Source organism: Streptomyces sp. NPDC051173 (assembly GCF_040689515.1).
Lineage (GTDB): Bacteria > Actinomycetota > Actinomycetes > Streptomycetales > Streptomycetaceae > Streptomyces.
Map to the genome: position 1 here is coordinate 19,561 of NZ_JBFBBD010000058.1, position 25,093 is coordinate 44,653.

The 25,093-nt window shown below is 71.0% G+C and carries 20 protein-coding genes; 7 read left to right on the forward strand and 13 right to left on the reverse strand.

Annotated features, from left to right (window positions below):
* Positions 1-123: 123 nt before the first annotated feature.
* Positions 124-1,176, reverse strand: coding sequence for an L-glyceraldehyde 3-phosphate reductase (mgrA, locus tag AB0435_RS25410; RefSeq protein ID WP_366004899.1), 1,053 nt, complete (start codon positions 1,174-1,176; stop codon positions 124-126).
* Between the two features lie 111 nt (positions 1,177-1,287).
* On the opposite strand from mgrA, the gene AB0435_RS25415 reads away from it, so the two are divergent.
* From AB0435_RS25415 to AB0435_RS25430, 4 genes are all read left to right on the forward strand, one after another.
* Positions 1,288-2,049, forward strand: coding sequence for an isoprenyl transferase (locus AB0435_RS25415; protein WP_366004919.1), 762 nt, complete (start codon positions 1,288-1,290; stop codon positions 2,047-2,049).
* Between the two features lie 357 nt (positions 2,050-2,406).
* Positions 2,407-3,729: a PhoH family protein gene (locus tag AB0435_RS25420; RefSeq protein ID WP_366004898.1), complete on the forward strand. Its 1,323-nt coding sequence runs from the start codon at positions 2,407-2,409 to the stop codon at positions 3,727-3,729.
* Between the two features lie 430 nt (positions 3,730-4,159).
* Positions 4,160-4,885 (forward strand): transglycosylase SLT domain-containing protein, encoded by a 726-nt coding sequence (locus AB0435_RS25425; protein ID WP_366004897.1) that lies wholly within the window; start codon positions 4,160-4,162, stop codon positions 4,883-4,885.
* A gap of 168 nt (positions 4,886-5,053) precedes the next feature.
* Complete coding sequence (locus tag AB0435_RS25430; RefSeq protein WP_366004896.1) at positions 5,054-6,508, forward strand: AI-2E family transporter; 1,455 nt, start codon at positions 5,054-5,056, stop codon at positions 6,506-6,508.
* Between the two features lie 73 nt (positions 6,509-6,581).
* On the opposite strand, the gene AB0435_RS25435 is transcribed toward AB0435_RS25430, so the two are convergent.
* Entirely contained in the window at positions 6,582-7,115 is a 534-nt protein-coding gene (locus AB0435_RS25435) for an alkyl hydroperoxide reductase (RefSeq protein ID WP_366428036.1), read from the reverse strand.
* 6 nt (positions 7,116-7,121) lie between these two features.
* A complete protein-coding gene (locus tag AB0435_RS25440; RefSeq protein ID WP_366004894.1) occupies positions 7,122-7,676 on the reverse strand; it encodes a peroxiredoxin in 555 nt (184 codons plus the stop codon).
* Between the two features lie 132 nt (positions 7,677-7,808).
* On the opposite strand from AB0435_RS25440, the gene AB0435_RS25445 reads away from it, so the two are divergent.
* Positions 7,809-8,825 (forward strand): LysR substrate-binding domain-containing protein, encoded by a 1,017-nt coding sequence (locus AB0435_RS25445; protein WP_366004893.1) that lies wholly within the window; start codon positions 7,809-7,811, stop codon positions 8,823-8,825.
* Between the two features lie 117 nt (positions 8,826-8,942).
* Here the strand turns inward: AB0435_RS25445 and AB0435_RS25450 are convergent, their stop codons facing one another.
* The 5 genes from AB0435_RS25450 to AB0435_RS25470 all read right to left on the reverse strand — a co-directional run bounded on the left by AB0435_RS25450 (position 8,943) and on the right by AB0435_RS25470 (position 13,856).
* Entirely contained in the window at positions 8,943-11,330 is a 2,388-nt protein-coding gene (locus AB0435_RS25450) for an FtsX-like permease family protein (RefSeq protein WP_366004892.1), read from the reverse strand.
* Positions 11,327-12,013 (reverse strand): ABC transporter ATP-binding protein, encoded by a 687-nt coding sequence (locus tag AB0435_RS25455; RefSeq protein ID WP_366004891.1) that lies wholly within the window; start codon positions 12,011-12,013, stop codon positions 11,327-11,329. The genes AB0435_RS25450 and AB0435_RS25455 overlap by 4 nt, the downstream gene beginning before the upstream one ends.
* Positions 12,010-12,534, reverse strand: a complete 525-nt coding sequence (locus AB0435_RS25460; protein ID WP_366428037.1) for a PadR family transcriptional regulator — start codon at positions 12,532-12,534, stop codon at positions 12,010-12,012. Before AB0435_RS25460 ends, AB0435_RS25455 begins: the two co-directional genes overlap by 4 nt.
* Positions 12,535-12,672: 138 nt before the next feature.
* Positions 12,673-12,912, reverse strand: coding sequence for a hypothetical protein (locus AB0435_RS25465; RefSeq protein WP_366004889.1), 240 nt, complete (start codon positions 12,910-12,912; stop codon positions 12,673-12,675).
* Entirely contained in the window at positions 12,909-13,856 is a 948-nt protein-coding gene (locus AB0435_RS25470) for an SPFH domain-containing protein (protein WP_366004888.1), read from the reverse strand. Before AB0435_RS25470 ends, AB0435_RS25465 begins: the two co-directional genes overlap by 4 nt.
* Positions 13,857-14,097: 241 nt before the next feature.
* Here AB0435_RS25470 and AB0435_RS25475 point away from each other — a divergent pair, with 241 nt between their 5' ends.
* On the forward strand, positions 14,098-16,350 hold the full coding sequence (locus tag AB0435_RS25475) for a transglycosylase domain-containing protein (protein ID WP_366428038.1): 2,253 nt from the start codon (positions 14,098-14,100) through the stop codon (positions 16,348-16,350).
* A 69-nt stretch (positions 16,351-16,419) separates the two neighbouring features.
* Here the strand turns inward: AB0435_RS25475 and AB0435_RS25480 are convergent, their stop codons facing one another.
* The 5 genes from AB0435_RS25480 to AB0435_RS25500 all read right to left on the reverse strand — a co-directional run bounded on the left by AB0435_RS25480 (position 16,420) and on the right by AB0435_RS25500 (position 23,364).
* Positions 16,420-17,883 carry a catalase gene (locus AB0435_RS25480; RefSeq protein ID WP_366428039.1) on the reverse strand — a complete coding sequence of 488 codons (1,464 nt, stop codon included), beginning with the start codon at positions 17,881-17,883 and terminating at the stop codon, positions 16,420-16,422.
* Positions 17,884-18,067: 184 nt separating this feature from the next.
* Positions 18,068-20,329 carry a SpoIIE family protein phosphatase gene (locus AB0435_RS25485; RefSeq protein WP_366428040.1) on the reverse strand — a complete coding sequence of 754 codons (2,262 nt, stop codon included), beginning with the start codon at positions 20,327-20,329 and terminating at the stop codon, positions 18,068-18,070.
* Between the two features lie 59 nt (positions 20,330-20,388).
* Positions 20,389-21,099 (reverse strand): methyltransferase domain-containing protein, encoded by a 711-nt coding sequence (locus AB0435_RS25490; protein ID WP_366428041.1) that lies wholly within the window; start codon positions 21,097-21,099, stop codon positions 20,389-20,391.
* 100 nt (positions 21,100-21,199) lie between these two features.
* Positions 21,200-21,880 carry a DUF402 domain-containing protein gene (locus AB0435_RS25495; protein WP_366004883.1) on the reverse strand — a complete coding sequence of 227 codons (681 nt, stop codon included), beginning with the start codon at positions 21,878-21,880 and terminating at the stop codon, positions 21,200-21,202.
* Between the two features lie 89 nt (positions 21,881-21,969).
* Complete coding sequence (locus AB0435_RS25500; RefSeq protein WP_366428042.1) at positions 21,970-23,364, reverse strand: class II fumarate hydratase; 1,395 nt, start codon at positions 23,362-23,364, stop codon at positions 21,970-21,972.
* Positions 23,365-23,472: 108 nt separating this feature from the next.
* On the opposite strand from AB0435_RS25500, the gene AB0435_RS25505 reads away from it, so the two are divergent.
* Complete coding sequence (locus AB0435_RS25505; protein WP_366004881.1) at positions 23,473-24,990, forward strand: ricin-type beta-trefoil lectin domain protein; 1,518 nt, start codon at positions 23,473-23,475, stop codon at positions 24,988-24,990.
* Positions 24,991-25,093 lie beyond the last annotated feature (103 nt).

Sequence of the window (25,093 nt, forward strand, 5' to 3'; positions counted from 1 at the left end):
GTTAAGGTGGAAACCCCCCCTCGGGCCGGTCCGTATCCCCCCCACGGACCGGCCCGTTTTCTTTCCCTCACATCACGGTGCGTGATGATTCGTATGAGGTTTGAGAGATGGCCTAGGACTCGGCTAGGACCCGTTGCGGCTCGCCCAGATATTGACACCCTCGGTGCTTACCGCGAAGGAATCGATCTCCGACAGCTCCTCCTCGGTCAGCTTCGGAGCTCCGAGCGCGGCGACGTTCGCCTCCAGCTGGCGCACGCTGGAGGCGCCGATCAGCGCCGACGTCATCCGCGGGTCGCGCAGCACCCACGTCAGGGCCAGCTGGGCCAGCGACTGGCCGCGCCGCCGGGCGATCCCGTCGAGCCCGCGCAGCCGCCGTACGACGTCCTCCGTCAGCAGCCCCGGGTCCAGCGACTTGCCCTGCGACGCCCGCGAGCCCTCCGGGATGCCGTCCAGGTACTTGTCGGTCAGCAGCCCCTGCGCCAGCGGCGCGAAGGAGATGCAGCCCATGCCCTCCGTCTCCAGGGCGTCGAGCAGCCCGTCGTCCTCCGTCCAGCGGTTGATCATCGAGTAGGACGGCTGGTGGATCAGCGCGGGCACGCCCATCCCGCGCAGGATGCGCGCCGCCTCACGGGTGTTCTCCGCGCTGTACGAGGACACGCCCGCGTAGAGCGCCTTGCCCTGCTGGACGGCGGACGCGAGGGCGCCCATCGTCTCCTCCAGCGGGGTCTCCGGGTCGAAGCGGTGCGAGTAGAAGATGTCGACGTGGTCGACACCCATCCGGCGCAACGACGCGTCGAGGGACGAGAGCAGGTATTTCCGGGAGCCCCACTCGCCGTACGGGCCGGGGTGCATGAGATAGCCGGCCTTGGTGGAGAGCACGATCTCGTCGCGGTACGGACGGAGGTCCTGGGCGAAGATCTTGCCGAAGTTCAGCTCCGCGGAGCCGGGCGGCGGGCCGTAGTTGTTGGCCAGGTCGAAGTGGGTGACACCCAGGTCGAAGGCCCGGCGGAGAATGGCGCGCTGCGACTCCAGCGCCCGGTCGTCGCCGAAGTTGTGCCACAGGCCCAGCGAGATGGCGGGCAGCTTGAGGCCACTGTGCCCCGTGCGGCGGTACTCCATCGCGTCATAGCGATTTTCGGCTGCACGATAGTGAGTGGAATGAGCGGAATCGGTCATGTGTATCTGACTATCACGGTCTTGTGACAGACCGAGTTGGGTCCTCGTGACACGCGGGCAGTAGTGTGGCGCCCTCGGGGCGACCGCCGTGGCATGGAGGGGCTGGAAGACGTGAAGTTGCGCGACCTGGTGTACAGGCTCTACGCACGCCGGGTGGAAGGCCGCCTCGACCACGCGCAGGTGCCCAAGCACATCGGCGTCATCCTCGACGGCAACCGCCGCTGGGCCCGCGCCGACGGCCGCACGCTGGAGCAGGGCCACCAGGCCGGCGCCGACAAGATCCATGAGCTGCTCGGCTGGTGCGCCGAGACCGACGTCGAGGTCGTCACCCTCTGGATGCTCTCCACCGACAACCTCGACCGCCCCGCCGACCAGCTCAACCCCCTGCTCGGCATCATCGAGAACACGGTGCGCGGCCTCGCCGCGGACGGCCGCTGGCGCGTCCACCACGTCGGCACCCTCGACCTGCTCCCCGCCCGTACGCAGTCCGTGCTCAAGGAGGCCGAGCAGGGCACCGACGGCATCGACGGAATACTGGTCAATGTCGCGGTCGGCTACGGCGGTCGGCAGGAGATCGCGGACGCGGTGCGTTCGCTGGTGCTCGAAGCGGCCGACAACGGCACCTCTTTCGAGGAACTCGCCGAGATGGTCGATGTGGAGCACATTTCCAAGCACCTCTATACGCGCGGCCAGCCCGACCCGGATCTGGTGATCCGCACCAGCGGCGAACAGCGGTTGTCCGGCTTCATGCTCTGGCAGAGCGCGCACTCGGAGTACTACTTCTGCGAGGTCTTCTGGCCGGCCTTCCGAAAGGTCGATTTCCTGCGCGCGCTGCGGGATTACGCCGCGCGCCACCGCCGCTACGGCTACTGATCGCGGCGCGGGAGCGGCTCGCGGAGACGGAGTTCGGGCACGGCTACGGCCGCTGACAGATCGGGCGTTCACCTCGCCGTCGCATATGCCGTTGCATGGTCAAGCGGTCCAGCGGGAATATCCCCTCCAGGCCGACGGTCTGTCCAAAGACCGTCGCTCTGCCAGCGGGTGGCATGGGGCCGCCCGCCCGGGAGGCCCTTTGCACACGGACGACGACCGTGCGGACCGAGCGGACCCGCGGGCCCGCTCGGACGACGCGGAGGGCCGGCGTCCGGCCCTCGAAGGGCACGGACCCGGCCCAAGTTCCCCGGCGACGTCGTCGCGCCCCGACCTCTCCCCGAGGGGGTTCGTCCACCCGTGGTGACCAGCAAGAAGCGCCGTGAGAACGACCGGCGCACCTATGTCCTCGACACCAGCGTCCTGCTGGCCGATCCAGGCGCCATGGCCCGCTTCGAGGAGCACGAGGTCGTGCTGCCCGTGGTGGTGGTCACGGAGCTGGAGGCCAAGAGGCAGCACCCCGAGCTCGGTTACTTCGCACGGCAGGCACTCCGGCTGCTGGACGGGTACCGGGTGCAATTCGGCCGCCTCGACTCACCGATCCCGATCGGCGAGCTGGGCGGGACGCTCAGGGTCGAGCTCAATCACTCGGATCCCGGCATACTGCCCGCCGGTTTCCGCCTCGGTGACAACGACTCGCGCATCCTCGCCGTGGCCCGCAACCTCCAGGCCGAGGGGTACGACGTCACCGTCGTCTCCAAGGACCTGCCGCTGCGGATCAAGGCGTCCGCGGTCGGGCTGCTCGCGGAGGAGTACCGCGCCGAGCTCGCCATCACCGACTCGGGCTGGACGGGGATGGCCGAACTCGCCGTCACCGCCGAGCAAGTGGACGAGCTCTACGCCGCCGAGGTGACATATGTGCCGGAAGCCGCCGAACTGCCCGTGCACACCGGCCTGGTGCTCCAGTCCGAGCGCGGCAAGGCGCTGGGCCGGGTCACGGCCGACGGTTCGGTGCGGCTGGTGCGGGGCGACCGCGAGGCGTTCGGGATCCACGGGCGCAGCGCCGAGCAGCGGGTGGCGCTCGACATGCTCCTCGACCCGGACATCGGCATCGTGTCGATGGGCGGCCGGGCGGGCACGGGCAAGTCGGCGCTGGCGCTGTGCGCCGGTCTGGAGGCCGTCCTGGAGCGCCGGCAGCACCGGAAGGTGATGGTCTTCCGCCCCCTGTACGCCGTCGGCGGGCAGGAGTTGGGGTATCTGCCGGGCAGCGAGGCGGAGAAGATGAGCCCCTGGGCGCAGGCCGTCTTCGACACCCTCTCCGCGGTGACGAGCGCCGAGGTGATCGAGGAGGTCGTCGGGCGCGGCATGCTGGAGGTGCTGCCGCTGACGCACATCCGCGGCCGGTCGCTGCACGACGCCTTTGTGATCGTGGACGAGGCGCAATCGCTCGAAAGGAATGTCCTGCTGACCGTTCTGTCGCGCATCGGGGCCAATTCGCGGGTGGTCCTCACCCATGACGTGGCGCAGCGCGACAACCTCCGCGTCGGACGCTACGACGGCGTGGTCGCCGTCGTGGAAAAGCTGAAGGGGCATCCGCTCTTCTCCCATGTCACGCTGACGCGTTCGGAGCGTTCGCCCATCGCGGCACTGGTGACCGAAATGCTGGAGGACGGCCGGATCTGAGGGAGTGGGCAGGGAATTGCCCCACCGAGGGTGAGCCGAGGGGCAGCGCGCGGCGAAGCGAAGGAGCTTAGCCGCGCGTTGTCGTGCCGCGCCGCACTTTCCGCAAAACGGCTGGAGTAAACGGCATGTGAGCTTTCCCACGCAACGTGGAATTGCCTCGGGGCGTCCCCGTCGGGCAGAGTCTGGGTCCTGTCAGGCCCCGCATACGGCACTTCGGCACCCTCCGGGTGCCGCACCACAAGAACTGAACAGCGTCGCCGTATGCCGCCCGAGCATCACGCGGACCTCCCTGCGGAGGGCCCACCGGGTCAGCGCCTCCTGTGACCGGCCGGTCCCGCCCCTGGTGGTTCCGCGCAAAACGGAGGCCAGCGCCAGGGGCACGATTGCGCCCGCGAGGTCACCTAAGCGGGCGATGCTGGAAGGAAACCGTGTGAGCCGGATTTCGGTCCGGGGGTTCGCCGTGGCATCCGCCACCGCGGTCACCACCGTTGGCGCCGTCGTAGGTGTCGCGTCGGGCAGCGACCATGGCACGACCGGTCAGGTCGAGGCCACCGCAGCAGACACGACCCTCCTCGCGGACATCCCCACCGGACAGAACGTCCAGGAGCAGGCGTCCTTCCTGACGCAGCAGGCGGACACCCAGTCCGACGCCGCCGACACGGTCGCGAAGAAGGACGCCGAGGAGACCGCGCGCAAGCAGGCCGCCGACGACGCCACCGCCAAGAAGGACGCCGCGGACGCCGCGGCGAAGAAGGAAGCGGAAGAGAAGGCGGCCAAGGACGCCAAGGAGCGCGAGGACAAGGACGCGGTCAGCAGCCGGTCCGCCTCCCGCGACGCCTCGTCCTTCGCGGTCAAGGGGTCCTACTCCACCGCCGACGTGCAGGCGATGGCCCGGCAGATGATCCCCGGTGACCAGTTCCAGTGCTTCAGCAACATCGTGAACAACGAGAGCGGCTGGGACTACACCGCCACCAACGCCTCCTCCGGCGCCTACGGCCTGGTGCAGTCGCTCCCCGGCTCCAAGATGGCCTCCGCCGGCGCCGACTGGCAGACCAACCCGGCCACCCAGATCAAGTGGGGCCTCGGCTACATGAACGAGCGCTACGGCAGCCCCTGCGGCGCCTGGTCGTTCTGGCAGGCCAACCAGTGGTACTAGGCTCCGGCCCGCCGGTCCGCCGGTGACTTCCACGTCTCACTCAGCCCCCGACCTCAACCGGTCGGGGGCTTTGTGTGTCTTCCCCGACGACGACTGGCGGACGTACTGACAGCGGGCACGGGTAACGTCGTCATGATGGCCGCGGGGTAGTGGGGTAGAGGAAGAGAAATGTCGAGATTGCCGAAAATGATCGGCGGCGTGGGGACGGGCCTGACCCGGCTCGCCGAGCTGCTCGAACGCCGGAGGGCCCAGGCGCAGCCGGCGGACACGCCGGACGCCGTGTCCTCCGCCCCCGGGCCCTCGCCGGCCCCCGTGCCCGCCGCCGCGCCCGAACCGGCTCCGGAGTCCGTACGGACCGGGGTCCCCGAGTCGGCACGGGCCACCGCGTCCGTCCGAGCCGGGGCCCCCGAGTCCGCGGACGCGGGGACGGGCGGGGCCGAGCCCACGTCGGAGCACGTCCCGGCACCGCCCGGCTACGCCCCGGCCGTCGCGGCGCGCCCCGACCCCGTGGCCGCCGTGCCCTGGGGTGTGCGGGTCGCCGCCGAGGTGGCCTGGCGGCTGCTCATCCTCGCGGGGACGCTGTGGGTGCTGATGCGGGTGATCAGCTCCGTGCAGCTGGTGGTCCTCGCCTTCACCGCCGCCCTGTTGATCACGGCGCTGCTCCAGCCCACGGTCGCCTGGCTCAAGCGGCACGGCGTGCCCCGGGGCCTGGCCACCGCCATGACCTTCATCGCCGGCTTCGTCATCATGGGCCTGGTCGGCTGGTTCGTGGTCTGGCAGGTCACCGAGAACATCGACGACCTGTCCAAGCAGGTGCAGCAGGGCATCAAGGACTTCAAGCACTGGCTGCTCAACAGTCCGTTCCACGTCACCGAGGACCAGATCAACAGCATCGCCGACAACCTCAGTCAGGCGATCGGCAGCAACACCAAGGACATCACCACGGCCGGCATAGAGGGCGTGCAGGTCATCATCGAGGTGCTGACCGGCATCCTGCTGGCGATGTTCAGCACGCTCTTCCTGCTCTACGACGGCCCCAAGATCTGGCAGTGGCTGCTCAAGCTGTTCCCGGCGGCGGCGCGCGAGGGGGTGGCGGGCGCCGGTCCGCGCGCGTGGGCGACGCTGACCGCCTATGTGCGCGGCACGGTGATAGTGGCCCTGATCGACGCGATCTTCATCGGCGTGGGGCTGTTCTTCCTCGACGTCCCGCTGGCGGTCCCGCTGGCCGTCTTCATCTTCCTCTTCGCCTTCATCCCGCTCGTCGGCGCCGTGGTCTCCGGGGCGCTCGCGGTGATCGTGGCGCTGGTGACGCGGGACGTCTTCACGGCGACGATGGTGCTGGTGGTGGTGCTCTCGGTGCAGCAGATCGAGGGCCACGTCCTCCAGCCGTTCATCCTCGGCCGCGCCGTACGGGTCCACCCGCTGGCGGTCGTCCTCTCGGTGGCCGCGGGCTCGCTGATAGCCGGCATCGGCGGCGCGGTGGTCGCGGTGCCGCTGGCCGCCGTCACCAACACGGTGGTGGGATACCTACGGGCACACGCCAGGGAGAACGCCGTCCGCTCGGCGGTGGCGTCCACCGCCCCGGAGGGCGCACCCGCACCGGATCCGGTCAGCCGCAGCTGAGGACGACGAAGAGGGGCCCCACCAGGTGAATGCCTGGTGGGGCCCCTCTTCGTGATGCCGTGCGGCGGACCGATTACTCGGCCAGCACCGCCTCGGAGTCGAGCGTCGCGCCGACCGCCTGGAGAACGGAGGCGATCTTGAACGCCTCCTGGATCGTCTCGCGGTCCACGCCGGCCTTGCGGAGCACCTGCTCGTGCGAGTCGAGGCACATGCCGCAGCCGTTGATCGCGGAGACGGCCAGCGACCACAGCTCGAAGTCGACCTTCTCCACGCCCGGGTTGCCGATGACGTTCATCCGCAGGCCCGCGCGCAGGTTGCCGTACTCCGGGTCCGACAGCAGGTGCCGGGTGCGGTAGTAGACGTTGTTCATCGCCATGACGGCGGCAGCGGACTTGGCCGCGCCGTACGCCTCGGCGGAGAGGTTGGCCTTGGCCTCCGGCTCCAGTTCCCGCAGCACGATCGGCGAGCGGCTCGCGATCGCGCAGGCGAGGACGGTGCCCCACAGCTGCTGCTGCGGGAGCGGGGAGTTGCCGATGACCGAGCCGAGGTTCAGCTTCAGGTCCTTGGCGAAGTCCGGTATCCGGGACTTCAGCTCGTCGAGGGCCATGTCAGGTCACTCGCCCGCGAGCAGCGCGACCGGGTCGAGGGTCGTCTCGCCCTTGTTCCAGTTGCACGGGCAGAGCTCGTCGGTCTGCAGCGCGTCGAGGACCCGCAGGACCTCCTTGGGGTTACGGCCGACGGAACCGGCGGTCACCATGGTGAACTGGATCTCGTTGTTCGGGTCCACGATGAAGACGGCGCGCTGGGCGTAGCCGTCCTCGCCCTCGACGCCACAGGCCTGCATGAGCTCGTGCTTGGCGTCGGCCAGCATCGGGAAGGGCAGGTCACGCAGGTCGGCGTGGTCCTTGCGCCAGGCGTGGTGGACGAACTCGGAGTCGCCGGAGACGCCGAGGATCTGGGCGTCACGGTCGGCGAACTCGCCGTTCAGCTTGCCGAACGCGGCGATCTCGGTCGGGCAGACGAAGGTGAAGTCCTTCGGCCAGAAGAAGACGACGCGCCACTTGCCCTCGTAGGACTTGTTGTCGATCTGCGCGAAGGCCTTGTCCGCGTCGAGGTCCACACAGGCGGTCAGGTCGTACTGGGGGAACTGGTCACCGACAGTGAGCACGCGCTCTCCTTGCATCGAGGAAGACCATGGCGGCGCTTCCTGCGGGGTTGGACTCGGGCCAGCCTGCCACAGGAGGCATTGATAACGGAAATAGCTAGACTGAGTGGAGTTGATCGGAGGTGGTTATCAGTCATGTCGTCCATAAGCCCGGAAGCGGAACCGGCCGGTACCCCCGCGGAGCCCCCGCGGGCCGGTGTCGGCAAGGTCGCACCGACCCGGCCCCGCCAGCTCAGCCTCGCCCAGCTCCGCGCCTTCGCCGCGGTCGCCGAGCACCTGCACTTCCGTGACGCGGCGACCGCCATCGGTATGAGCCAGCCCGCGCTCTCCGGTGCCGTCTCGGCCCTGGAGGAGGTCCTCGACGTGCAGCTTCTCGAGCGTACGACGAGGAAGGTGCTGCTCAGTCCCGCGGGGGAGCGGCTGGCCGCGCGTGCCCGCGTCGTCCTCGACGCCGTCGGCGCGCTCCTGGAGGAGGCCGACGCCGCCCGCGCGCCCTTCACCGGAGTGCTCCGCCTCGGGGTGATCCCCACGGTGGCGCCGTATCTGCTGCCCGCGGTGCTCAGGCTGGTCCACGACCGCTATCCGGACCTCGATCTCCAGGTGCACGAGGAGCAGACCTCCTCGCTGCTGGACGGGCTGTCCCAGGGGCGGCTGGACCTGCTGCTGCTCGCCGTCCCGCTCGGCGTGCCCGGGGTCGTCGAGCTGCCGCTCTTCGACGAGGACTTCGTCCTGGTCACTCCGAGTGACCACTGGCTGGCCGGGCGGGGGGACATCCCGCGGGCCGCGCTGCGCGAACTCGATCTCCTGCTGCTCGACGAGGGCCACTGCCTGCGCGACCAGGCCCTCGACATCTGCCGCGAGGCGGGGCGCACGGTGGGGATGCCCGTCACCACCAGCGCCGCCGGGCTGTCCACGCTGGTCCAGCTCGTCGGTGGCGGCCTGGGCGTCACGCTGCTGCCGCGTACGGCGCTGCGCGTGGAGACCGGCCGCAACGACCAGCTCGCCACGGGCCACTTCGCGGAGCCGGCGCCTTCGCGCAAGGTGGCGCTCGCGATGCGGGCGGGGGCGGCGCGTCAGGACGAGTTCGAGCAGTTCGCCGAGGCGCTGCGGGACGCGCTGGCCGGCCTGCCCGTCCGGATCGCCCGGGACTGAGCGAAACGGGACTGAGTGAAACAGGGCTGAGCGAAACGGAGCTGAACGAAAGCCGACCGGGCTGGAGGACTGCTGTCGGTCTCCAGCCCGGTCCGCATTTATTCCATACGCAGGCCGTTATTCCGTACGCAGACCGTCCGGGCGCATCATGCGCCACAGGGGTGGCAGGCTCACGAGGGTCACCAGGAGGATGACCGCCGTGCCCGCGCCCACCAGTGGGAGGAAGGACAGCCAGTCCTTCACCTGGCGGTCGATCAGCCTGAGCATCGTCCAGCCGAGTCCGAGGCCGCCCACGACCGCGAGGGCCATGCCGAGCACGACCGGGACGGCGGTCTGCCAGAGCACCGACCAGCCGATCGTGGAGCGCCGGGTGCCCAGCGCCACCAGCGCGGACAACAGGCGGCTGCGCTCGCGGAGTTGCTCCAGAGTGGTGACGAGCATGCTGCCGCCGATGAGGAACAGTGTGAGGGTGCCGCCGACCAGCAGCCCCCGCTGGATCGCGGCGTAGTGGTCGTCCTTCACCACCCCGCCCATCCGCCACATGCGCATGGCCGGATCGATGCCGGCGGCGGTGTTGCGCACCCGCTCGATGGCGTCCAGGTCGCCCTGACGGAACTTCACCGCCACCGTCGTCCGCGCCGCCGATACGGCTCCGATGTCGATCGCCGACGGCGTGGCCAGCACGCCGTACTGGTGCTCGCCGGTCGGGTCGGGCCGGGTGGACACCACCTTCGCGGAGGCGGGCACGGTCCACCGGTACGGGCGCCCCGAGCCGGTCGAGGGCCCGTACCCCACCAGTGACAGCTCGGCGCCGGGCGGGAAGTTCTTCGCCGTCGGGACGTCGCCGTCCGGCTCCTGGGCGACGAACACGTCCCCGTCCGCGCAGGAGTCCAGCCTGGCAAGCTCGCGCAGGGTGGCGCAGTCGGCGACCATGACGCTGGTGACGCCACGGCCCTTGCTCACCGCATCGGCGTAGCTCTGCACGGTGGCGACCGCGCCCTCGACGCCCTCGGTCGCCCGGAACCGGTTCGTCCAGCTGCGCACCTCCGCGGCCGAACCCGCGCGGTACATGCCCGACATCTGCGAGTGTGTCGCCGGGACGTTCGCGGGCTTCTCCTCGAAGGAGCCCTGCGTCCCGGCGAAGAGCATCTGCACGGCGATCGCCCCCGCCACGGCGACGGTGATGCCGCTGACCGCGCGGGCCGCGGGGCCGCTGCTCAACTGGAGCCTCCGGATGGCCAGTTGCCAGGACAGCGATCCGCCGCGCAGCCGCGCCACGCACGCCTCGACCAGCCAGGGCAGCAGGGCGGTCACACCGACCAGAACCAGGACCGCGCCCAGGGCGACCTGCGCCGTCGGGACCGTTTCGCTGTAGCTGTACGGGGACGCGCGGCCGTCGAGCGGGAACAGCAGGGCCAGACCCGCGACGGGTATCAGCAGCCGCCACCACAGCCGACGGCGCCGCGCGACCGCGTCGCGCACGATGCCCAGCGGCTCGATCGCGACGCCGCGCAGGGCGAACAGGGTGACCACGACCGCCGAGGCGGGCACGGCGACGGCGACGAGCGCCGCCAGGGCGGGCGTCGGGGCCAGGTCGGACGGGAGGACCGTGGTGTCCCGCACCGTGACCCCTGCGGAGAACCGCCGTACGGAGAAGAAGGCGGCCGTACCGACGGCCAGCCCGATCAGCGCGGCACACAGCGTCTCACCGGACGCGATCCGCCGTACGGACTTGATGTCCGCGCCCACGAGCCGCAGCGCTGCGAGCCGCCGGTCGCGCTGCTCGCTGCCGAAGCGCACGGCGGTCGCGATGAAGACCGCCACCGGCATGAGCAGGACGACGCACACCATGGTGACCAGCACCAGCAGCGCCGGGATCTGCGGGGTGTCCGAGCCGCCGGAGCCGTAGTGGTCGATGCGCAGGGTACCGAGGCCCTCGGTGATCCGGTCGCTGCCCAGGTAATAGAAGAGCTCGTCGGGACCGATGAGGCCCGAGTCGCCGATCGTGCCGACGACGCGGTGGTCGAACCGCCCGCGCAGCAGCTTTCCCTCGTCGGACTTCAGCAGCTTGTCGAGCGCGGGGGAGATCACCATCTCGCCCGCGCCGGGTATCCGGTCCACGCCGGGCGGGGCGGGCGCCTTGGGGCCCTCGGCCCGCAACAGCGCGCCGTTGACGGGCTTGTCGCGGTAGTCGGTGTCGACCGACCGGTAGAGGAGGGTGTCGGGCCGCGGCCCGTCGGCCGCCGAGGAGGTGACCTCGCGTGCGGCCTCACGCCCGGTGCGCCGGGACAGCATCTCCGGCACGGAAGCCGCGATCAGCAGCAGGACCACGCCGATGCCGACGCCCACCGCCGTGAGCCCGGTGCGCAGCAGGCCCTCACGGCCGCCGGTCAGCGCGAAGCGGGCGCCGGTGGCCAGGTCGCGGGCCCAGGCGGTGAGTCCGGTGGGGCCGGTCGGCATGTCGGCGGGCCCGTGGCCGGGGCGCTGGTCGCCGGCGGGGGTCATGAGACACCCGCCATGTCCCGCGCGACGCCGTCCCGCACGACGACCTCGCGGTCGGAGTACGCGGCGACCCGCGCCTCGTGCGTGACCAGGACGACCGCGGCCCGGGTCTCCCGGGCGGCCTGGGTCAGCAGCTGCATCACGCGCTCGCCGTTGAGGGAGTCGAGCGCGCCGGTCGGCTCGTCGGCGAAGATCACGCGCGGCCTGGTGACCAGCGCGCGGGCGACAGCGACGCGCTGCCCCTGACCGCCGGAGACCTCGCCGGGCCGCTTGCCGCGCACCTCGGTGACCTCCAGCCGCTCCAGCCACTCCAGTGCGGCGGCCTCGGCCTTCTTGCGCTTCATGCCGTTGAGCCGGAGCGGCAGGGCGACGTTCTCGGCGCAGGTCAGCTCCGGCACCAGCCGGCCGAACTGGAAGACGAAGCCGAACTCGCCGCGGCGCAGCGCGCTGCGCTCGCTGTCCGACAGCTCCGACAGCTCGCGCGCGCCGTAGCGGACGGTGCCGGAGTCGGGCCGGAGGATGCCCGCGAGGCAGTGCAGCAGTGTCGACTTGCCCGAGCCCGAGGGGCCCATCACGGCGACGACCTCGCCGGGGTGGACGGAGAAGTCGGCCCCGGCGAGCGCGGGCGTCGGCCCGTACGCCTTGTGCAGTCCGGTGGCGGCGAGCAGGGAGCCCGACGGGGTCACGCGCCCACCGCCTTGGCGAGCTGGTCGAGCCGGGCGGCGGTGAGTTCCAGCCAGCGCAGATCGGCCTCCAGGTGGAAGAGCGCGTGGTCGCAGATGAGCTGGTCGGCGAGATCGCCCGAGCTCTTGCGCCGGGTGAGCTCGCGCATCAGCCGCAGGTGCTCCGCGCGCTGGGCGTCCAGCAGGCCGTCCGCGTCGCGTCCGGTCAGCAGGGCGACGACCACCTTGGTGTAGAGGGTCGACTGGAGATACGGCTCGGGCTTCTCGGGCTGGACGAGCCACTGCTCGACGTCCGTGACCCCGGCGTCGGTGATGGCATAGCGCTTGCGGTCCGGGCCACCGCCGTGCTCGATGCCGTCCACCTCGACGAGGCCGTTCTTCAGCAGCCGCGACATCGTCGAGTAGACCTGCCCGTAGTGGAGCGGGCGGTCGTGGCCGAAGCGCTCGTCGAAGGCGCGCTTGAGGTCGTAGCCGTGGCTCGGGCCGGCTTCCAGGAGGGCGAGCAGGGTGTGTCCGATTGACATGCGGGTGACTGTACACCGGGTGTATACGCTTGATGTATACGTGGGGTGGACAGGTGGCCTGATTTATTCGGTGGTCCACATACGCCGAAGCGGGCCGGTCCATGACATGGGCATGGACCGGCCCGCCTGGGGCCCCTTTTAATCCGTCTCCTCGTCCTTGCGCGGACGGCCGCGGCGCGGGATCGACCCCGTGCCCTGCGGGAGCCGGCCCGCGTCGGCCAGTGCCTTGCGCAGCAGGAACTCGATCTGCGCGTTGGCGCTGCGGAGTTCGTCGCCCGCCCAGCGCGTCAGGGCGTCGTGCACGAGCGGGTCGAGCCGCAGCAGCACCTGCTTGCGCTGCCGCGGCCCCCGCTGCTGCGGCGGGTGCTCCTCCGTCACTGGTAGAGGGTGCCCGTGTTCAGAACCGGCTGCGCTGCGCGGTCACCGCACAGCACCACCATCAGATTGCTCACCATGGCCGCTTTCCGCTCCTCGTCCAGCTCCACGAAGCCCTGTTCGCTGATCCGCGACAGCGCCTCCTCGACCATGCCGACCGCGCCTTCCACGATCAGCTTCCGGGCGGCCACGACCGCCCCCGCCTGCTGTCGCTGGAGCATGGCAGAGGCGATCTCCGGCGCGTACGCGAGGTGGGTGAAGCGCGACTCGATGATCTGCACGCCGGCCGCCTCGACGCGCGCGTGCAGTTCGACGGCGAGCTTCTCGGTGATCTCCTCGGCGTTGCCGCGCAGCGACAGCGCGTCGTCGTCGTGCGCGTCATAGGGGTACTCGATGGCGATGTGCCGGACGGCCGCCTCGGTCTGCGTGGCGACGAACTCCTGGAAGTCCTCCACCTCGAACATCGCCTGGGCGGTGTCCTCGACCCGCCACACCACGACCGCGGCCAGCTCGATGGGGTTGCCGTAGGCGTCGTTGACCTTCATGACGGCGGTCTCGTGGTTGCGCACCCGGGTGGAGACCACGTCACGGCTGGTGAAGGGGTTGACCCAGCGCAGGCCCTCGGTGCGGATCGTGCCGCGGTAGCGGCCGAAGAGCTGGACGACGCGCGTCTGGCCCGGGGCCACGGTGTTGAGCCCGCTCATGGCCGTGAGCGAGGCGATGCCGACGAGGATGCCCAGGACGACGAGCGCGGCGCACAGCGCGCCCTTGCCGTCGTGGCCGAAGAACACCGCCAGGGCGATGAGTCCGGCGGCTATGAGCAGGCCGACGAGCCCCAGCAGCAGGGCCGTCCCGCCGCCGATGTCGCGGGCCGGGAACTCCCGCACCCGCGCTGCGGGCATGACCGGCGGCTCGGTCTCCGTGGTGGTGATGGCGGTGTCCTGCATGGAGGTTCCCCGTTCCCTCGGCGGCGCGCGGTGGTCCGCCGCGCGTCGTTGGCTGTCTAGCAAAGTGATAGCACATTATCGCCCTGTACGGTTTCCCGCGCTGCGCCGTATCCCGGTTCCCGCCACCCGGGGTGCTGTATGTCACGTGCCGCGAAGCCTTGATCGATGGGCGTTTGGTGACAGTTGCGGTGTTAGCTTCATGAGCTGGGTTGGGGGCGGACAGAGTGGAGCTACGGGAGAGATGGGCCGAGCGGAAGCGCGACGGGCGCAGAAGAGCACCCGCACAGCAAAGGGCAAGAAGCCGAAGAGGTCCGGCATACGCCGGTTCTTCACATGGAAGAAGCTGCTTGCCTACTTCGTGGGGCTCATAGCCCTCGGCGCCGGCGCCTTCGTGGCGCTCTACATGTACGTCGATGTGCCCGACGGCAAGTTGGAGATGCGGCTGCAGAGCAACGTCTACAAGCTCGAGAACGGCACGGTGCTGGCCCGTACGGGACAGGTCAACCGTGAGGAAGTGACGCTGGACAAGGTCCCCGACAGCGTCAAGAACGCCGTCGTCGCCGCCGAGAACAAGAACTTCTGGAACGACTCCGGCGTCGACATCAGGGGCACCGCGCGCGGCATCTTCAACACCGTCATGGGCCGTGGCAAGCAGGGTGGTTCGACCATCACCCAGCAGTACGTGAAGAACTCCTACCTGAGCCAGGAGCAGACCATCACCCGCAAGGTGAAGGAGCTCATCATCACGCTCAAGGTGGACCAGAAGGTCGACAAGAAGGAAATCCTCGCCGGGTACCTGAACACCAGCTACTTCGGCCGCAACGCGTACGGCATCCAGGCCGCGTCCCGCGCGTACTTCGACAAGGACGTCAAGGACATCACCACCGAGGAGGGCGCCTACCTCGCCGCCCTGCTCCAGGCGCCGAGTCAGTACGACTGGACGTCGGCCTCCGACGCGGGCAAGCGCAACGCCATGGCGCGCTGGAACTACGTCCTCGACAAGGAGGTCGAGCAGAAGTGGCTCGACCCCGCGAAGCGCAAGGACATGAAGTTCGAGGAGCCGAGGCAGCCCACGCCCCCCAAGGGCCTGAACGGGCAGAACGGCTATCTGGTCGAGGCGGCGAAGAAGGAGGTCGAGCAGGCCTTCCGCAAGAACGGGCGCGGCGAGAGCGCGTTCGCGGCCGGCGGCTGGACGATCACCCTCAGCATCGACCCCACGCGCCAGAAGGCCCTTGAGCAGGCGGTCAAGGACAAGGTCACCTCCAAGCTCGACCCCGAGGCCCGCAAGGTCGACGCGTACGCCCAGGTCGGCGCCGTGTCGGTGGACCGCAAGACCGGCAAGGTCGTGGCCATGTACGGCGGCCAGGACTTCGCCAAGCACCAGATCAGCAACGCCACCCGCGAGGACTACCAGCCGGCCTCCACCTTCAAGCCGGTGATCTTCGCCTCGGCGCTGGAGAACAAGTCCAAGACGCAGGACGGCCAGCCGATCACGGCGGGTTCGATCTACGACGGCACCAACGAGCGGCCCGTCAAGGGCAGTGACACCCCGTTCGCGCCGCAGAACGAGGACCACGCGAGCTACGGGTCGGTGACGGTCCAGGAGTCGATGAACAAGTCGATCAACTCCGCGTTCGCGCAGATGGCCGTCGACGTCGGCCTCGACAAGGTCAAGAAGACCGCGGTCGCCATGGGCATGAACGGCGAGGCCGGCGGCTTCGTCGAGCGGCCCGCGATGTCGCTCGGCTCCATGAGCGCGAGCCCGCTGCACATGGCCGGGGTCTACGCCACGCTCGCCAACCACGGCAAGCAGACCAGCCCGAGCATCGTCGCCTCCCTGAGCCGCGGCGGCGAGAAGGTCGCCATGCCGGACGCGGTCGGCCCGCAGATCCTCGACCGCAGCACCGCCGACGACGTCACCCAGGTGCTCAAGGGCGTGGTCAACGACGGTACGGCCAGCGTCGTGCAGAGCTCGCAGTACGCGGTGGCGGGCAAGACCGGCACCTCCGACGACAACAAGTCGGCCTGGTTCTCCGGCTACACCCCGGACCTCGTCACCTCGGTCGGCATGTTCGGCGAGGGCCCCGGAGGCAAGCAGGTCCCGCTGACGGGCACCGGCGGTGTCGACGGCGGCCGCGTCAACGGCGGTGGCTACCCGGCCGAGATCTGGGCCGCGTACACCGGGCAGGTCGCCGACGGCGACACCGAGTTCGACCTGAAGACCGACGACGCGGGCGCGGTGCCCCCGCCGCCGGCCCCGACGGCCTCCACCAGGCCCTCCACGGCACCGTCCGGCAAGCCGTCCTCGACGCCGTCCACCGGCCCGTCGACGCCGCCGTCGCCGAGCAACTCCAGGAACGTGCCGTCGCACGACCCGACGCCGCCGACGACCAAGCCGACGCCGCCCACGCCGCCGACGACCAAGCCGACACCGCCCACGCCCCCGACGCCGCCCACGGGCGGTGACGGCGGCGAACCGCCGCTCAACAACTGACCCGGTGACGCCCGCCGGCCGCCGCCCCGCTTCCGCGGGACGGCGGCCGGCGTCGTCGTACGGGGCGCGTCAGCCGCCGTTGACCGCCGTGGCGATCCGGTCGCCGATCTTCTTGTCGATGTTGCGCCAGTACTGGAAGGCGCGGTCCAGCACGGGCCTGCTCACGCCCTGCTTGAGGTGACCGGAGACGTTGGAGACCAGCCGGTCGCGTGCGGCGTCGTCGAGGACCTGGCGGACCATCGTCCCCGGCTGGCCCCAGTCGTCGTCCTCACGGTGCGGCTTGTACGCCTCGCGCACCATCTCGCCCGCCGCGGACCAGCCGGCGATCTCACCGAAGCGGCCGGTGTCGGCGGCCGGGCCGCCGTAGGAGTTCGGCGCGTACGGCCGGGCCACGTTCGCCGGCTCGTAACGCATCGGCCCGTCCTTCGCGTAGGAGTTCACGGCCGAGTGCGGGCGGTTGGGCGGCAGTTGCAGGTAGTTCGGGCCGATCCGGTAGCGGTGGGTGTCCGGGTAGGAGAACAGCCGGCCCAGCAGCATCTTGTCCGGCGACGGGCCGATGCCCGGCACCAGGTTGGACGGCTCGAACGCCGCCTGCTCGATGTGGACGAAGAAGTCTTCCGGATTCCTGTCGAGCGTCATCCGGCCGACCTCGATCAGCGGGTAATCGCCGTGCGGCCACACCTTGGTGAGGTCGAAGGGGTTGAAGCGGTAGTCCGCCGCGTCGGCGAAGGGCATCACCTGGACGTTCACGGTCCACGAAGGGGCATTGCCGCCGGCGATCGCCTGGTACAGGTCCCGGCGGTGGAAGTCCCCGTCGGAGCCCGCGAGTCCGTCCGCCTCGGCCTGGGTGAGGAACTCGATGCCCTGGTCCGTCTTGATGTGGTACTTCACCCAGAACTTCTCGCCGCCCGCGTTCACCCACATATAGGTGTGCGAGCTGTAGCCGTTCATATGGCGCCAGGTCTTCGGGATGCCGCGGTCGCCCATCAGCCAGGTGACCATGTGCGCGGACTCCGGGGACAGCGTCCAGAAGTCCCACTGCATGTCGTTGTCGCGCAGCCCGTTGTCGGGGCGGCGCTTCTGCGAGCGGATGAAGTCCTGGAACTTCTGCGGGTCGCGCACGAAGAACACCGGGGTGTTGTTGCCGACCAGGTCGTAATTGCCGTGCTCCGTGTAGAACTTCAGGGCGAAACCGCGCGGGTCGCGCCAGGTGTCCGGGCTGCCCTGCTCGCCCGCGACGGTCGAGAAACGGGCCAGCATCTCGCACCGCTTGCCGGGCTGGAACAGATCGGCCTTGGTGAACTGGCTGACGTCATTGGTGACTTCGAAGACGCCGTAGGCACCACTGCCCTTGGCGTGCACCACCCGCTCCGGGACCCGCTCCCGGTTGAACTGGGCCATCTTCTCGATCAGATAGTGGTCCTGGAGCAGGATGGGGCCGGTATCGCCGATGGTGAGCGAATGCTCGTCGCTCTCCACGGGAATGCCGGCGTTGTTCGTGGTGTACGGAACCTGTTGCGCCGAGTCGGTCATGGGGACGCCTCCCGGAACGGGGATTGGGAGAGGGCGCGTCCGTGCCGCCCTCCACCCGAGCCAGTGAACTCCGCCGACAGCGCGTCGGCAACAGGAGCCTGGACACTGTCCAGATTTTCACGTCGCCCGGGTGGAGGAAACTGCCGTACGGAGGCCCGGGAATCCCGGCGCGTACGCGGCGGCCTCAGCGGGTGTGCGTCGGCAGCGCCATCTCGAACCACACCACCTTCCCCGTACTGAGCCGGGTCGCGCCCCACCGCCTGGCCAGCCTGTTCACCAGATACAGACCCCGGCCGCCCTCGTCCGACGGCCGTGCCTGCCGCAGCCGCGGCAGCTGCGGCACATCGTCGCCGACCTCGCAGCGCAGGACGTCCGTCCGGAGCAACCGCAGCGATATGGGCCGTTCGGCGTACCGCACGGCATTGGTGATCACCTCGCTGACCAGCAGCTCCACCGCGTCGCTGAGCTCGTCCAGGCCCCACCGGGCCAGCGCGCGCCTGGCCAGCCTGCGGGCCTGGCGGGCCGTCTGCGGGCGCGGGTCGAGGAACCAGTACGCCACGTCGCTCGGCGCGATCCCCTCGAAGCGGGCGGCGAGCAGGGCGATGTCGTCGTCCCGGTCGCCGGGGCCCAGCATGCCCAGCACCTCGTCGCACAGGGGCTCCAGCGGGGGCGGGTTCGGGCCCGTCAGCCGGGCCGTCTCGATCAGCCGCTCCCGCAGCTGCTCTATGCCGGTCCACACGTCCCTTATCCGGGACTCCACCAGCCCGTCGGTGTACAGCAGCAGCGTCGCCCCGGCCGGCGCGTCCAGCTCCACCGCCTCGAAGTCGACCCCGCCCACGCCGATCGGCGCGCCCGGCGGCACCCGCAGCACCTCAGCGCGCCCGCCGCGGTGCAGCATGATCGGCGGCGGGTGCCCGGCGTTGGCGATGACGATGCGGTGCGCGACCGGGTCGTAGACCGCGTACAGGCAGGTCGCCATGCGGTCCGAACCGAGCCGCTGCGCCTGCTCGTCCAGATGGTGCAGCACCTCGGCCGGGGGCAGGTCCAGGCCCGCCAGGGTCTGCGCGGTGGTCCGCAGCTGGCCCATGATCGCGGCGGAGGTCATCGAGTGGCCCATGACGTCACCGACGACCAGCGCGACCCGGTTGCCCGGCAGCGGGATCGCGTCGTACCAGTCACCGCCCACCCGGGCCGTCTCGGCCGCCGGGAGGTAGCGGCTGGCGAGCCGCACGCCCGTCGGCTGCGGCAGCGAGTCCGGGAGCATCGTGCGCTGGAGCTCGTCCGCGATGTACACCTCGCGGCCGTAGAGCACGGCCTTGTCCACGCCCAGGGCGGTGTGGGTGGCGAGCTGCGCCGCCACCAGCAGGTCGTCGCCCTCGAACGCGGGCCGGTCCGCGCGGCGGATGAACACCGCCGCGCCGATCACCCGCCGCCGGCCCCGCAGCGGCGCGAGGATCGTGCGCTGCCGGTCCGGCACGGCGCGGTCCTCGCCCAGCAGCTCCGGGAGCGCCGCCCGCGCGGCGGAGGAGTCGCCGTAGACGGGCCGGACCCCTCGCAGCACCTCCGCGAGCGGCCCTCCTATGCGCACCTCGCAGCGCTCCGCCGCGATCGCCGCGAGATCGGTCGCGGGGTCGGCGCGGTCCACCGGGGCGTCGGCCCCGCCCGCCTCGCCCAGGCCGCGTACGTGCTCCGGCAGCTGGTCGGTGCGGCGCAGCCGCAGGACGACGGGGCCCACGGGCCGCTCGTCGCCCACGGGCAGCGGGTCGCGCAGATAGACGAGGATCGCGTCGGCGAAGGTCGGCACGGTGGCCCGGCACAGGCCCAGCACGATCTCGTCCAGGTCGATGCCGCGCGCGATCCGCCGCGTCGCGGCGCCCACGAACCGCAGCCGCTCCCCGCCGGTGGTCCCGGCGGAGGGCATGCCGGCCCCGCCGGGCACCTCCGGTGCGCGCCGCCCGGTGCTGGGCGCCCCGGTCGTCTCCTGGGCGTCCGGGCCCGGTTCGGGGCGCGTCCGGGCGACGGCGGCGTCGTCCCCGCCGTCGGGGGTCCGCCCCGGGTGGGTACGGGAATCCGCGTCGGGGCTCCCGCTCGCCGCCGGGTCCGCGCCGGACCCCGGGTCCTGTCGGCCCGGCCTGTCCGCGGCGCGGCCGGTGGGGCCGCCGTGCTCGTCGGCGCGGCCGGTGGCCTCGTGGCCCGGGTCGCCGGCCTCGGCGGAGGCGTGGGCCCTGCCGGTGGCCGGATCGTCGGATTCCGGACGGCCGAGGCCGCGCGGACCACCCTCGCGGCCGTCCGGCTGGCGCGGCAGGCGGGCGGCGGCCGCAGTGGCCGCGGTGGTCTCTGGGCCCAGCGCGGCCGTGCCCGGCGCGGGGGCGGCGGTCTGCTGGACGGCGGCCTGCCGCGTCGGCGCGGTCCGCTGTCTTCCGTGGGAGTTGGGATGCTCCGTCACGCGTGGGGTTCCATCCGTCGGGGCCGTACGCCCGGGTCGTTCAGGGGGCGCACCGTGGGTCAGGCGCGTCGCAGATTGAAGAAGAGCTGGATCTCGGGTGGCACGTCCGTACTCGCCGGGGCGTACGCCAGCGTGCTCTCCCCGGCGACGTCGAAGCCCGCCTCGCACACGACCTGGCGCAATTCGTCCCGCAGGTATCCGGATACCCGGATCGTGTTCCCCAGGAACGGAATCGCGAAGTCGTCCACGTCGGCCTCGACCATCGACAGGGCCAGCAGCCCCCCGGGTCTCAGCAGTCCGCGCACCATCCGCAGGGCGTGCGGGATCTCCGTGCGCGGCAGCATCAGCAACGAGAAGAAGGCGGCGGCCCCGTCGAACGGCCCCAGCCGCCCGTCCCGCAGCCCGGCGAGGTCCGCCCGGAGGAACTCGGCCCCGGGGACGTTGGCGCGGGCCAGGTCCAGCATGCCGGGGGAGAGGTCGACGCCCACCACCCGGTGGCCGGCCTCCGTGAGCTGCCGGGCCGTCGGCAGGCCCGTACCGCAGCCCAGGTCCAGGATCCGGGAGCCGGGCGGCAGCGTCTCCGCCAGCCAGGCACCGGCGGCGAGCTGGCCCTCCTTGTGCGGGAAGGCGTCGTCGTAGCGGTCGCCTATCGCGTCGAACGCCTCGGCCTGGCCACTGCGGTCCAGCCCTAAGCGGGCGTAGCCGTCGTAGTCCCGCCCCTCGTCACCGCTCACGGCTCCGCCCTCCTGTGACCGTCTTGTTGTGAACATGCGTCACATGCCGTGCTCTGTTCGTGCCGTGCTGCTGTGCAGTATCGCGGAGGCCGATCCTACGGTTGTCCGTCGGGGGCCCGCCAAGCGCTTCCCGAGGTTACGCCCGGATCCCGGCCGGGGAGTGGTCCCAGTCGGCGGGCAGCGCCGGTACGGTCCAGGCGGGGTCGGGCCGCCAGTTCTCCCACCCCCCGGCGAACGGCGCCCCCCAGGACTCGATGAGCGCGACCGCGGACCGCCCGGCCTCCCGCACCCGCGCCGCCTGCCCGGCGGACATCAGGCCCGCGCGCTGCGCCTGGCCGAACTCGTCCTCGTCCTTCCACTCCCAACTGCGGTCCGGGTAGACGGCGATGTCCAGGAAATGGTCCTCGGAGTCGACGCCGCCCGCCCAGCGCGCGAGCGGCTCCTCGAGGTTCACGTACCAGTTCTTGAAGCCCCAGTCGCGGTCCCAGAACAGCCAGACCGACCAGGGCTCGCCGGGCCGCGCCAGCTTGAGCACCCCGGTGCCGAACCAGCGGGACACGACGGTGGTGCGCGGCTTGGTGTAGCGGGTGGCCAGCGGCTCCTCGTGGATGGACGTGCCGTCCACGAGCCGCGGTTTGACGCAGTCGGTGCCGGGTGCCATCCACACCGCGAGGAGCTCGTCGGTGTCCTGCACGACGGTGACGGGACGGCAGATGTGGACACGGTCGGTGCCGTTGCCCCGATAGCGCCAGAGGATGTGGTCCCCCGGCGCCCAGGGGGCGCTGCCTGCTGTCGTGTCCACGGTGTCCGCTGTCATGCGCAGATCCTAGGCGGGGTGGCCGCGGGTGCGCCGTGATGTGCGCCGCAATAGGTATGGTCCAGGGGCGGGGGTTGACGCGGGCGGAACTACGGCCGCGTCATGCGGAGGACGTCCAGCGCCTCGTCCAGCTGCTCGCGCGTCAGCAACCCCCGCTCGACATAGCCCGATTCGAGGACCACGTCCCGGATCGTCTTCCGTTCGGCGAGGGACTTCTTCGCGACCTTCGCCGCCTCCTCGTAGCCGATGTAGCGGTTCAGCGGGGTGACGACGGACGGCGAGGACTCCGCGTACTCCCGGGCCCGTTCCGCGTTCGCGGTGATGCCGCGCACCGTGCGGTCCGCCAGCAGCCGGGACGCGTTCGCCAGCAGGCGGACGGACTCCAGCAGGTTCTTCGCCATGACCGGGAGCATCACGTTGAGCTCGAAGTTCCCGGCCGCGCCCGCCGTGGCCACGGTCGCGTCGTTGCCGGTGACCTGCGCGGCCACCATCAGGACCGCCTCGGGGATCACCGGGTTGACCTTCCCCGGCATGATCGACGAGCCCGGCTGGAGGTCGGGGACGTTGATCTCGGAGAGGCCGGTGCGCGGGCCGGAGGCCATCCAGCGCAGGTCGTTGCAGATCTTGGTGAGGCCGACCGCGATCGTGCGCAGCTGGCCGCTGGTCTCCACCAGGCCGTCCCGCGCGCCCTGCGCCTCGAAGTGGTCGCGGGCCTCGGTCAGCGGCAGCCCGGTCGTGCGGGCGACCTCGGCGATGACGGCGCCGGAGAAGCCCGCCGGGGTGTTGATGCCGGTGCCCACGGCCGTGCCGCCGAGGGGGAGTTCGGCCAGCCGCGGCAGCGAGGCGCGCAGCCGCTCGACGCCGTAGCGCACCTGCGCCGCGTAGCCGCCGAACTCCTGGCCGAGGGTGACGGGTGTGGCGTCCATCAGGTGCGTGCGCCCCGACTTGACGACGTCCGCGAACTCGGCGGCCTTGTCCTCCAGCGCCGCCGCGAGGTGCTCCAGCGCCGGGATCAGGTCACCCGTGACGGCCGCGGTGGCCGCGATGTGGATGCTCGACGGGAAGACGTCGTTGGAGCTCTGCGAGGCGTTCACGTGGTCGTTGGGGTGCACGTCCCGGCCGAGGCGCTCGGTGGCCAGGGTGGCGATGACCTCGTTGGCGTTCATGTTGGACGACGTGCCCGAGCCGGTCTGGAAGACGTCGATCGGGAAGTGGTCGTCCCAGCGCCCGCGCGCCACCTCCTCCGCGGCCTCGGCGACGGCCTCCGCGACGTCCTTGTCGATCACGCCCAGCTCGGCGTTGACCCTGGCCGCGGCGGCCTTGATCCGTCCCAGCGCCTCGATGTGCGCCCGCTCCAGGCGCTGCCCGCTGACGGGGAAGTTCTCCACCGCCCGCTGGGTCTGCGCACGCCACTTCGCGTGGGCCGGGACCCGTACCTCCCCCATGGAGTCGTGCTCGGTCCGGTACTGCTCACTGTCGGTCATCGTCACTTACCTCCTGTACAGCACAGCGTTTGTCCGGTCCGACCTGTTCCCAAGAGGCACTCCCAGCTAGTAAATACCGCGGGTAACAACTGAAATCGGGGAGGCTCCATGACCCGCAGACCCACCCTGCGCTGTGCCCTCGCCGCCGTCGCCGCGTTCGCCGCGGCGATCGGCGGCATGGCCGCCACCGGACCCGGCGCCCAGGCCGCCACCCGCACGGCCGCCTCCACCCCCCTGACACCGGAACTGGAGAAGATCCGCGCCGCCGAGGCGACGAAGCTCTACGGCGACGCCGCCGAGCGCCCGCTCGCCGACCGCAAGACCTCGCTGATCTCGCTCGGCGACAGCGAGATATCCGGCGAGGGCGTGGGGAACTACGAACCGGGCACCGACGGACCCGCCAACTGGTGCCACCGCTCGCCCGACTCCGCCATCCACCGCACCACGATCCCCGCCGACGTGACCTACAACGTCGCCTGCTCCGGCGCCTCCACCGTCAACATCCGCATCGGCGGCAGCAAGCAGTACGCGGACGAACCGGTGCAGAGCGACGCCCTCGCCATCAAGGCGCGCAACACCCGCGTCAAGCTGATCCTGCTGGGCGCCGGCGCCAACGACGACCTCCAGTTCGGCCCCGTGATGACCGACTGCGTCGAGCGCTATCTGCTGCTCCAGGGCACCTGCGAGCCGAAGTACGCGCCCGGCTGGCAGGCCCGCGTCGACGGCCTCGTGCCCAAGGTCGAGCAGACCGTACGGGACCTGCGCACCGTGATGACGGGCGCGGGCTACGCCGCCGGCGACTACAAGCTCGTCGTCATGGGCTACCCCAGCCCCATCGGCCCCGACTTCGAGGACAACCCGGACTTCCCCGGCAAGATCCCGGGCGGCTGCGTCGGTTACACCTCCGACGCGGCGTGGGGCCGCGACACCGCCGTGCCCGCCTTCGAGCGCGGCATGCGGCGGGTGGCCCAGGACACCGGCGCGCTCTTCCTCGACAACTCGCGCCTCTTCCACGGCCACGAGGTGTGCTCGGACAACACCTGGGCGCGCGGTCTCTACATCGACGTGGCCAACCCCTTCCCGCCGGACGCCAATTCGGTGCGCCAGTCCTTCCACCCCAACTACCGCGGCCACGGCGCCTTCGCGTCCTGCCTCGGCCAGCTCTACGCCTCCGGCTACCGCGAGGCGGGCTGCGCGGACCCGGCGAGCACGGGGTCGCCCGTGCTGTACAAGGGCGCGTGGGACGACGCGTACCGGCCGCTGAGGAACGAGGCGACGGGCTCCTGCGTGGACGCGTACGGGGCGAGCAGCCGCAACGGCACGGAGGTCGGCGGCTGGGACTGCTCCGGCGCCCGCAACCAGGGCTGGTGGTACGACGCGCAGCGGCAGTCCCTGCACACGGAGCTCTCGCAGGACCGGTGTGTGGACGTGCCGTCCGGTGCGTATGCCGCCGGGACGGCGGTCTCGCTGTGGGACTGCCACGGTGGGACGAATCAGCGCTTCGTGCGCACCGGCTCGACGTATCGGCCTGCGGCCGCGCCTGATCTGTGCTTGACGCTGGCGGCGGCGAAGGAGCCGGTGCGGTTGGCGGGGTGCGACGGCTCGCCGTCCCAGCGCTTCGCGTAGCCGAAACTGGGGCTGCGCCCCAGACCCCTGCAACACGCTTCGCGCGTTGTCCTCAAACGCCGGACGGGCTGATTTCAGCCCGTCCGGCGGTTGAGGACGCGGC

What these genes read in the sequence shown, in the direction of transcription:
- mgrA (WP_366004899.1), bottom strand. Translation starts at nt 1,176, where the DNA reads ATGACCGATTCCGCTCATTCCACTCACTATCGTGCAGCCGAAAATCGC.
- AB0435_RS25430 (WP_366004896.1), top strand. Translation starts at nt 5,054, where the DNA reads ATGTCGAGATTGCCGAAAATGATCGGCGGCGTGGGGACGGGCCTGACC.
- AB0435_RS25435 (WP_366428036.1), bottom strand. Translation starts at nt 7,115, where the DNA reads ATGGCCCTCGACGAGCTGAAGTCCCGGATACCGGACTTCGCCAAGGAC.
- AB0435_RS25445 (WP_366004893.1), top strand. Translation starts at nt 7,809, where the DNA reads ATGTCGTCCATAAGCCCGGAAGCGGAACCGGCCGGTACCCCCGCGGAG.
- AB0435_RS25450 (WP_366004892.1), bottom strand. Translation starts at nt 11,330, where the DNA reads ATGACCCCCGCCGGCGACCAGCGCCCCGGCCACGGGCCCGCCGACATG.
- AB0435_RS25460 (WP_366428037.1), bottom strand. Translation starts at nt 12,534, where the DNA reads ATGTCAATCGGACACACCCTGCTCGCCCTCCTGGAAGCCGGCCCGAGC.
- AB0435_RS25470 (WP_366004888.1), bottom strand. Translation starts at nt 13,856, where the DNA reads ATGCAGGACACCGCCATCACCACCACGGAGACCGAGCCGCCGGTCATG.
- AB0435_RS25475 (WP_366428038.1), top strand. Translation starts at nt 14,098, where the DNA reads ATGGGCCGAGCGGAAGCGCGACGGGCGCAGAAGAGCACCCGCACAGCA.
- AB0435_RS25480 (WP_366428039.1), bottom strand. Translation starts at nt 17,883, where the DNA reads ATGACCGACTCGGCGCAACAGGTTCCGTACACCACGAACAACGCCGGC.
- AB0435_RS25490 (WP_366428041.1), bottom strand. Translation starts at nt 21,099, where the DNA reads ATGTTCACAACAAGACGGTCACAGGAGGGCGGAGCCGTGAGCGGTGAC.
- AB0435_RS25495 (WP_366004883.1), bottom strand. Translation starts at nt 21,880, where the DNA reads ATGACAGCGGACACCGTGGACACGACAGCAGGCAGCGCCCCCTGGGCG.
- AB0435_RS25500 (WP_366428042.1), bottom strand. Translation starts at nt 23,364, where the DNA reads ATGACCGACAGTGAGCAGTACCGGACCGAGCACGACTCCATGGGGGAG.
- AB0435_RS25505 (WP_366004881.1), top strand. Translation starts at nt 23,473, where the DNA reads ATGACCCGCAGACCCACCCTGCGCTGTGCCCTCGCCGCCGTCGCCGCG.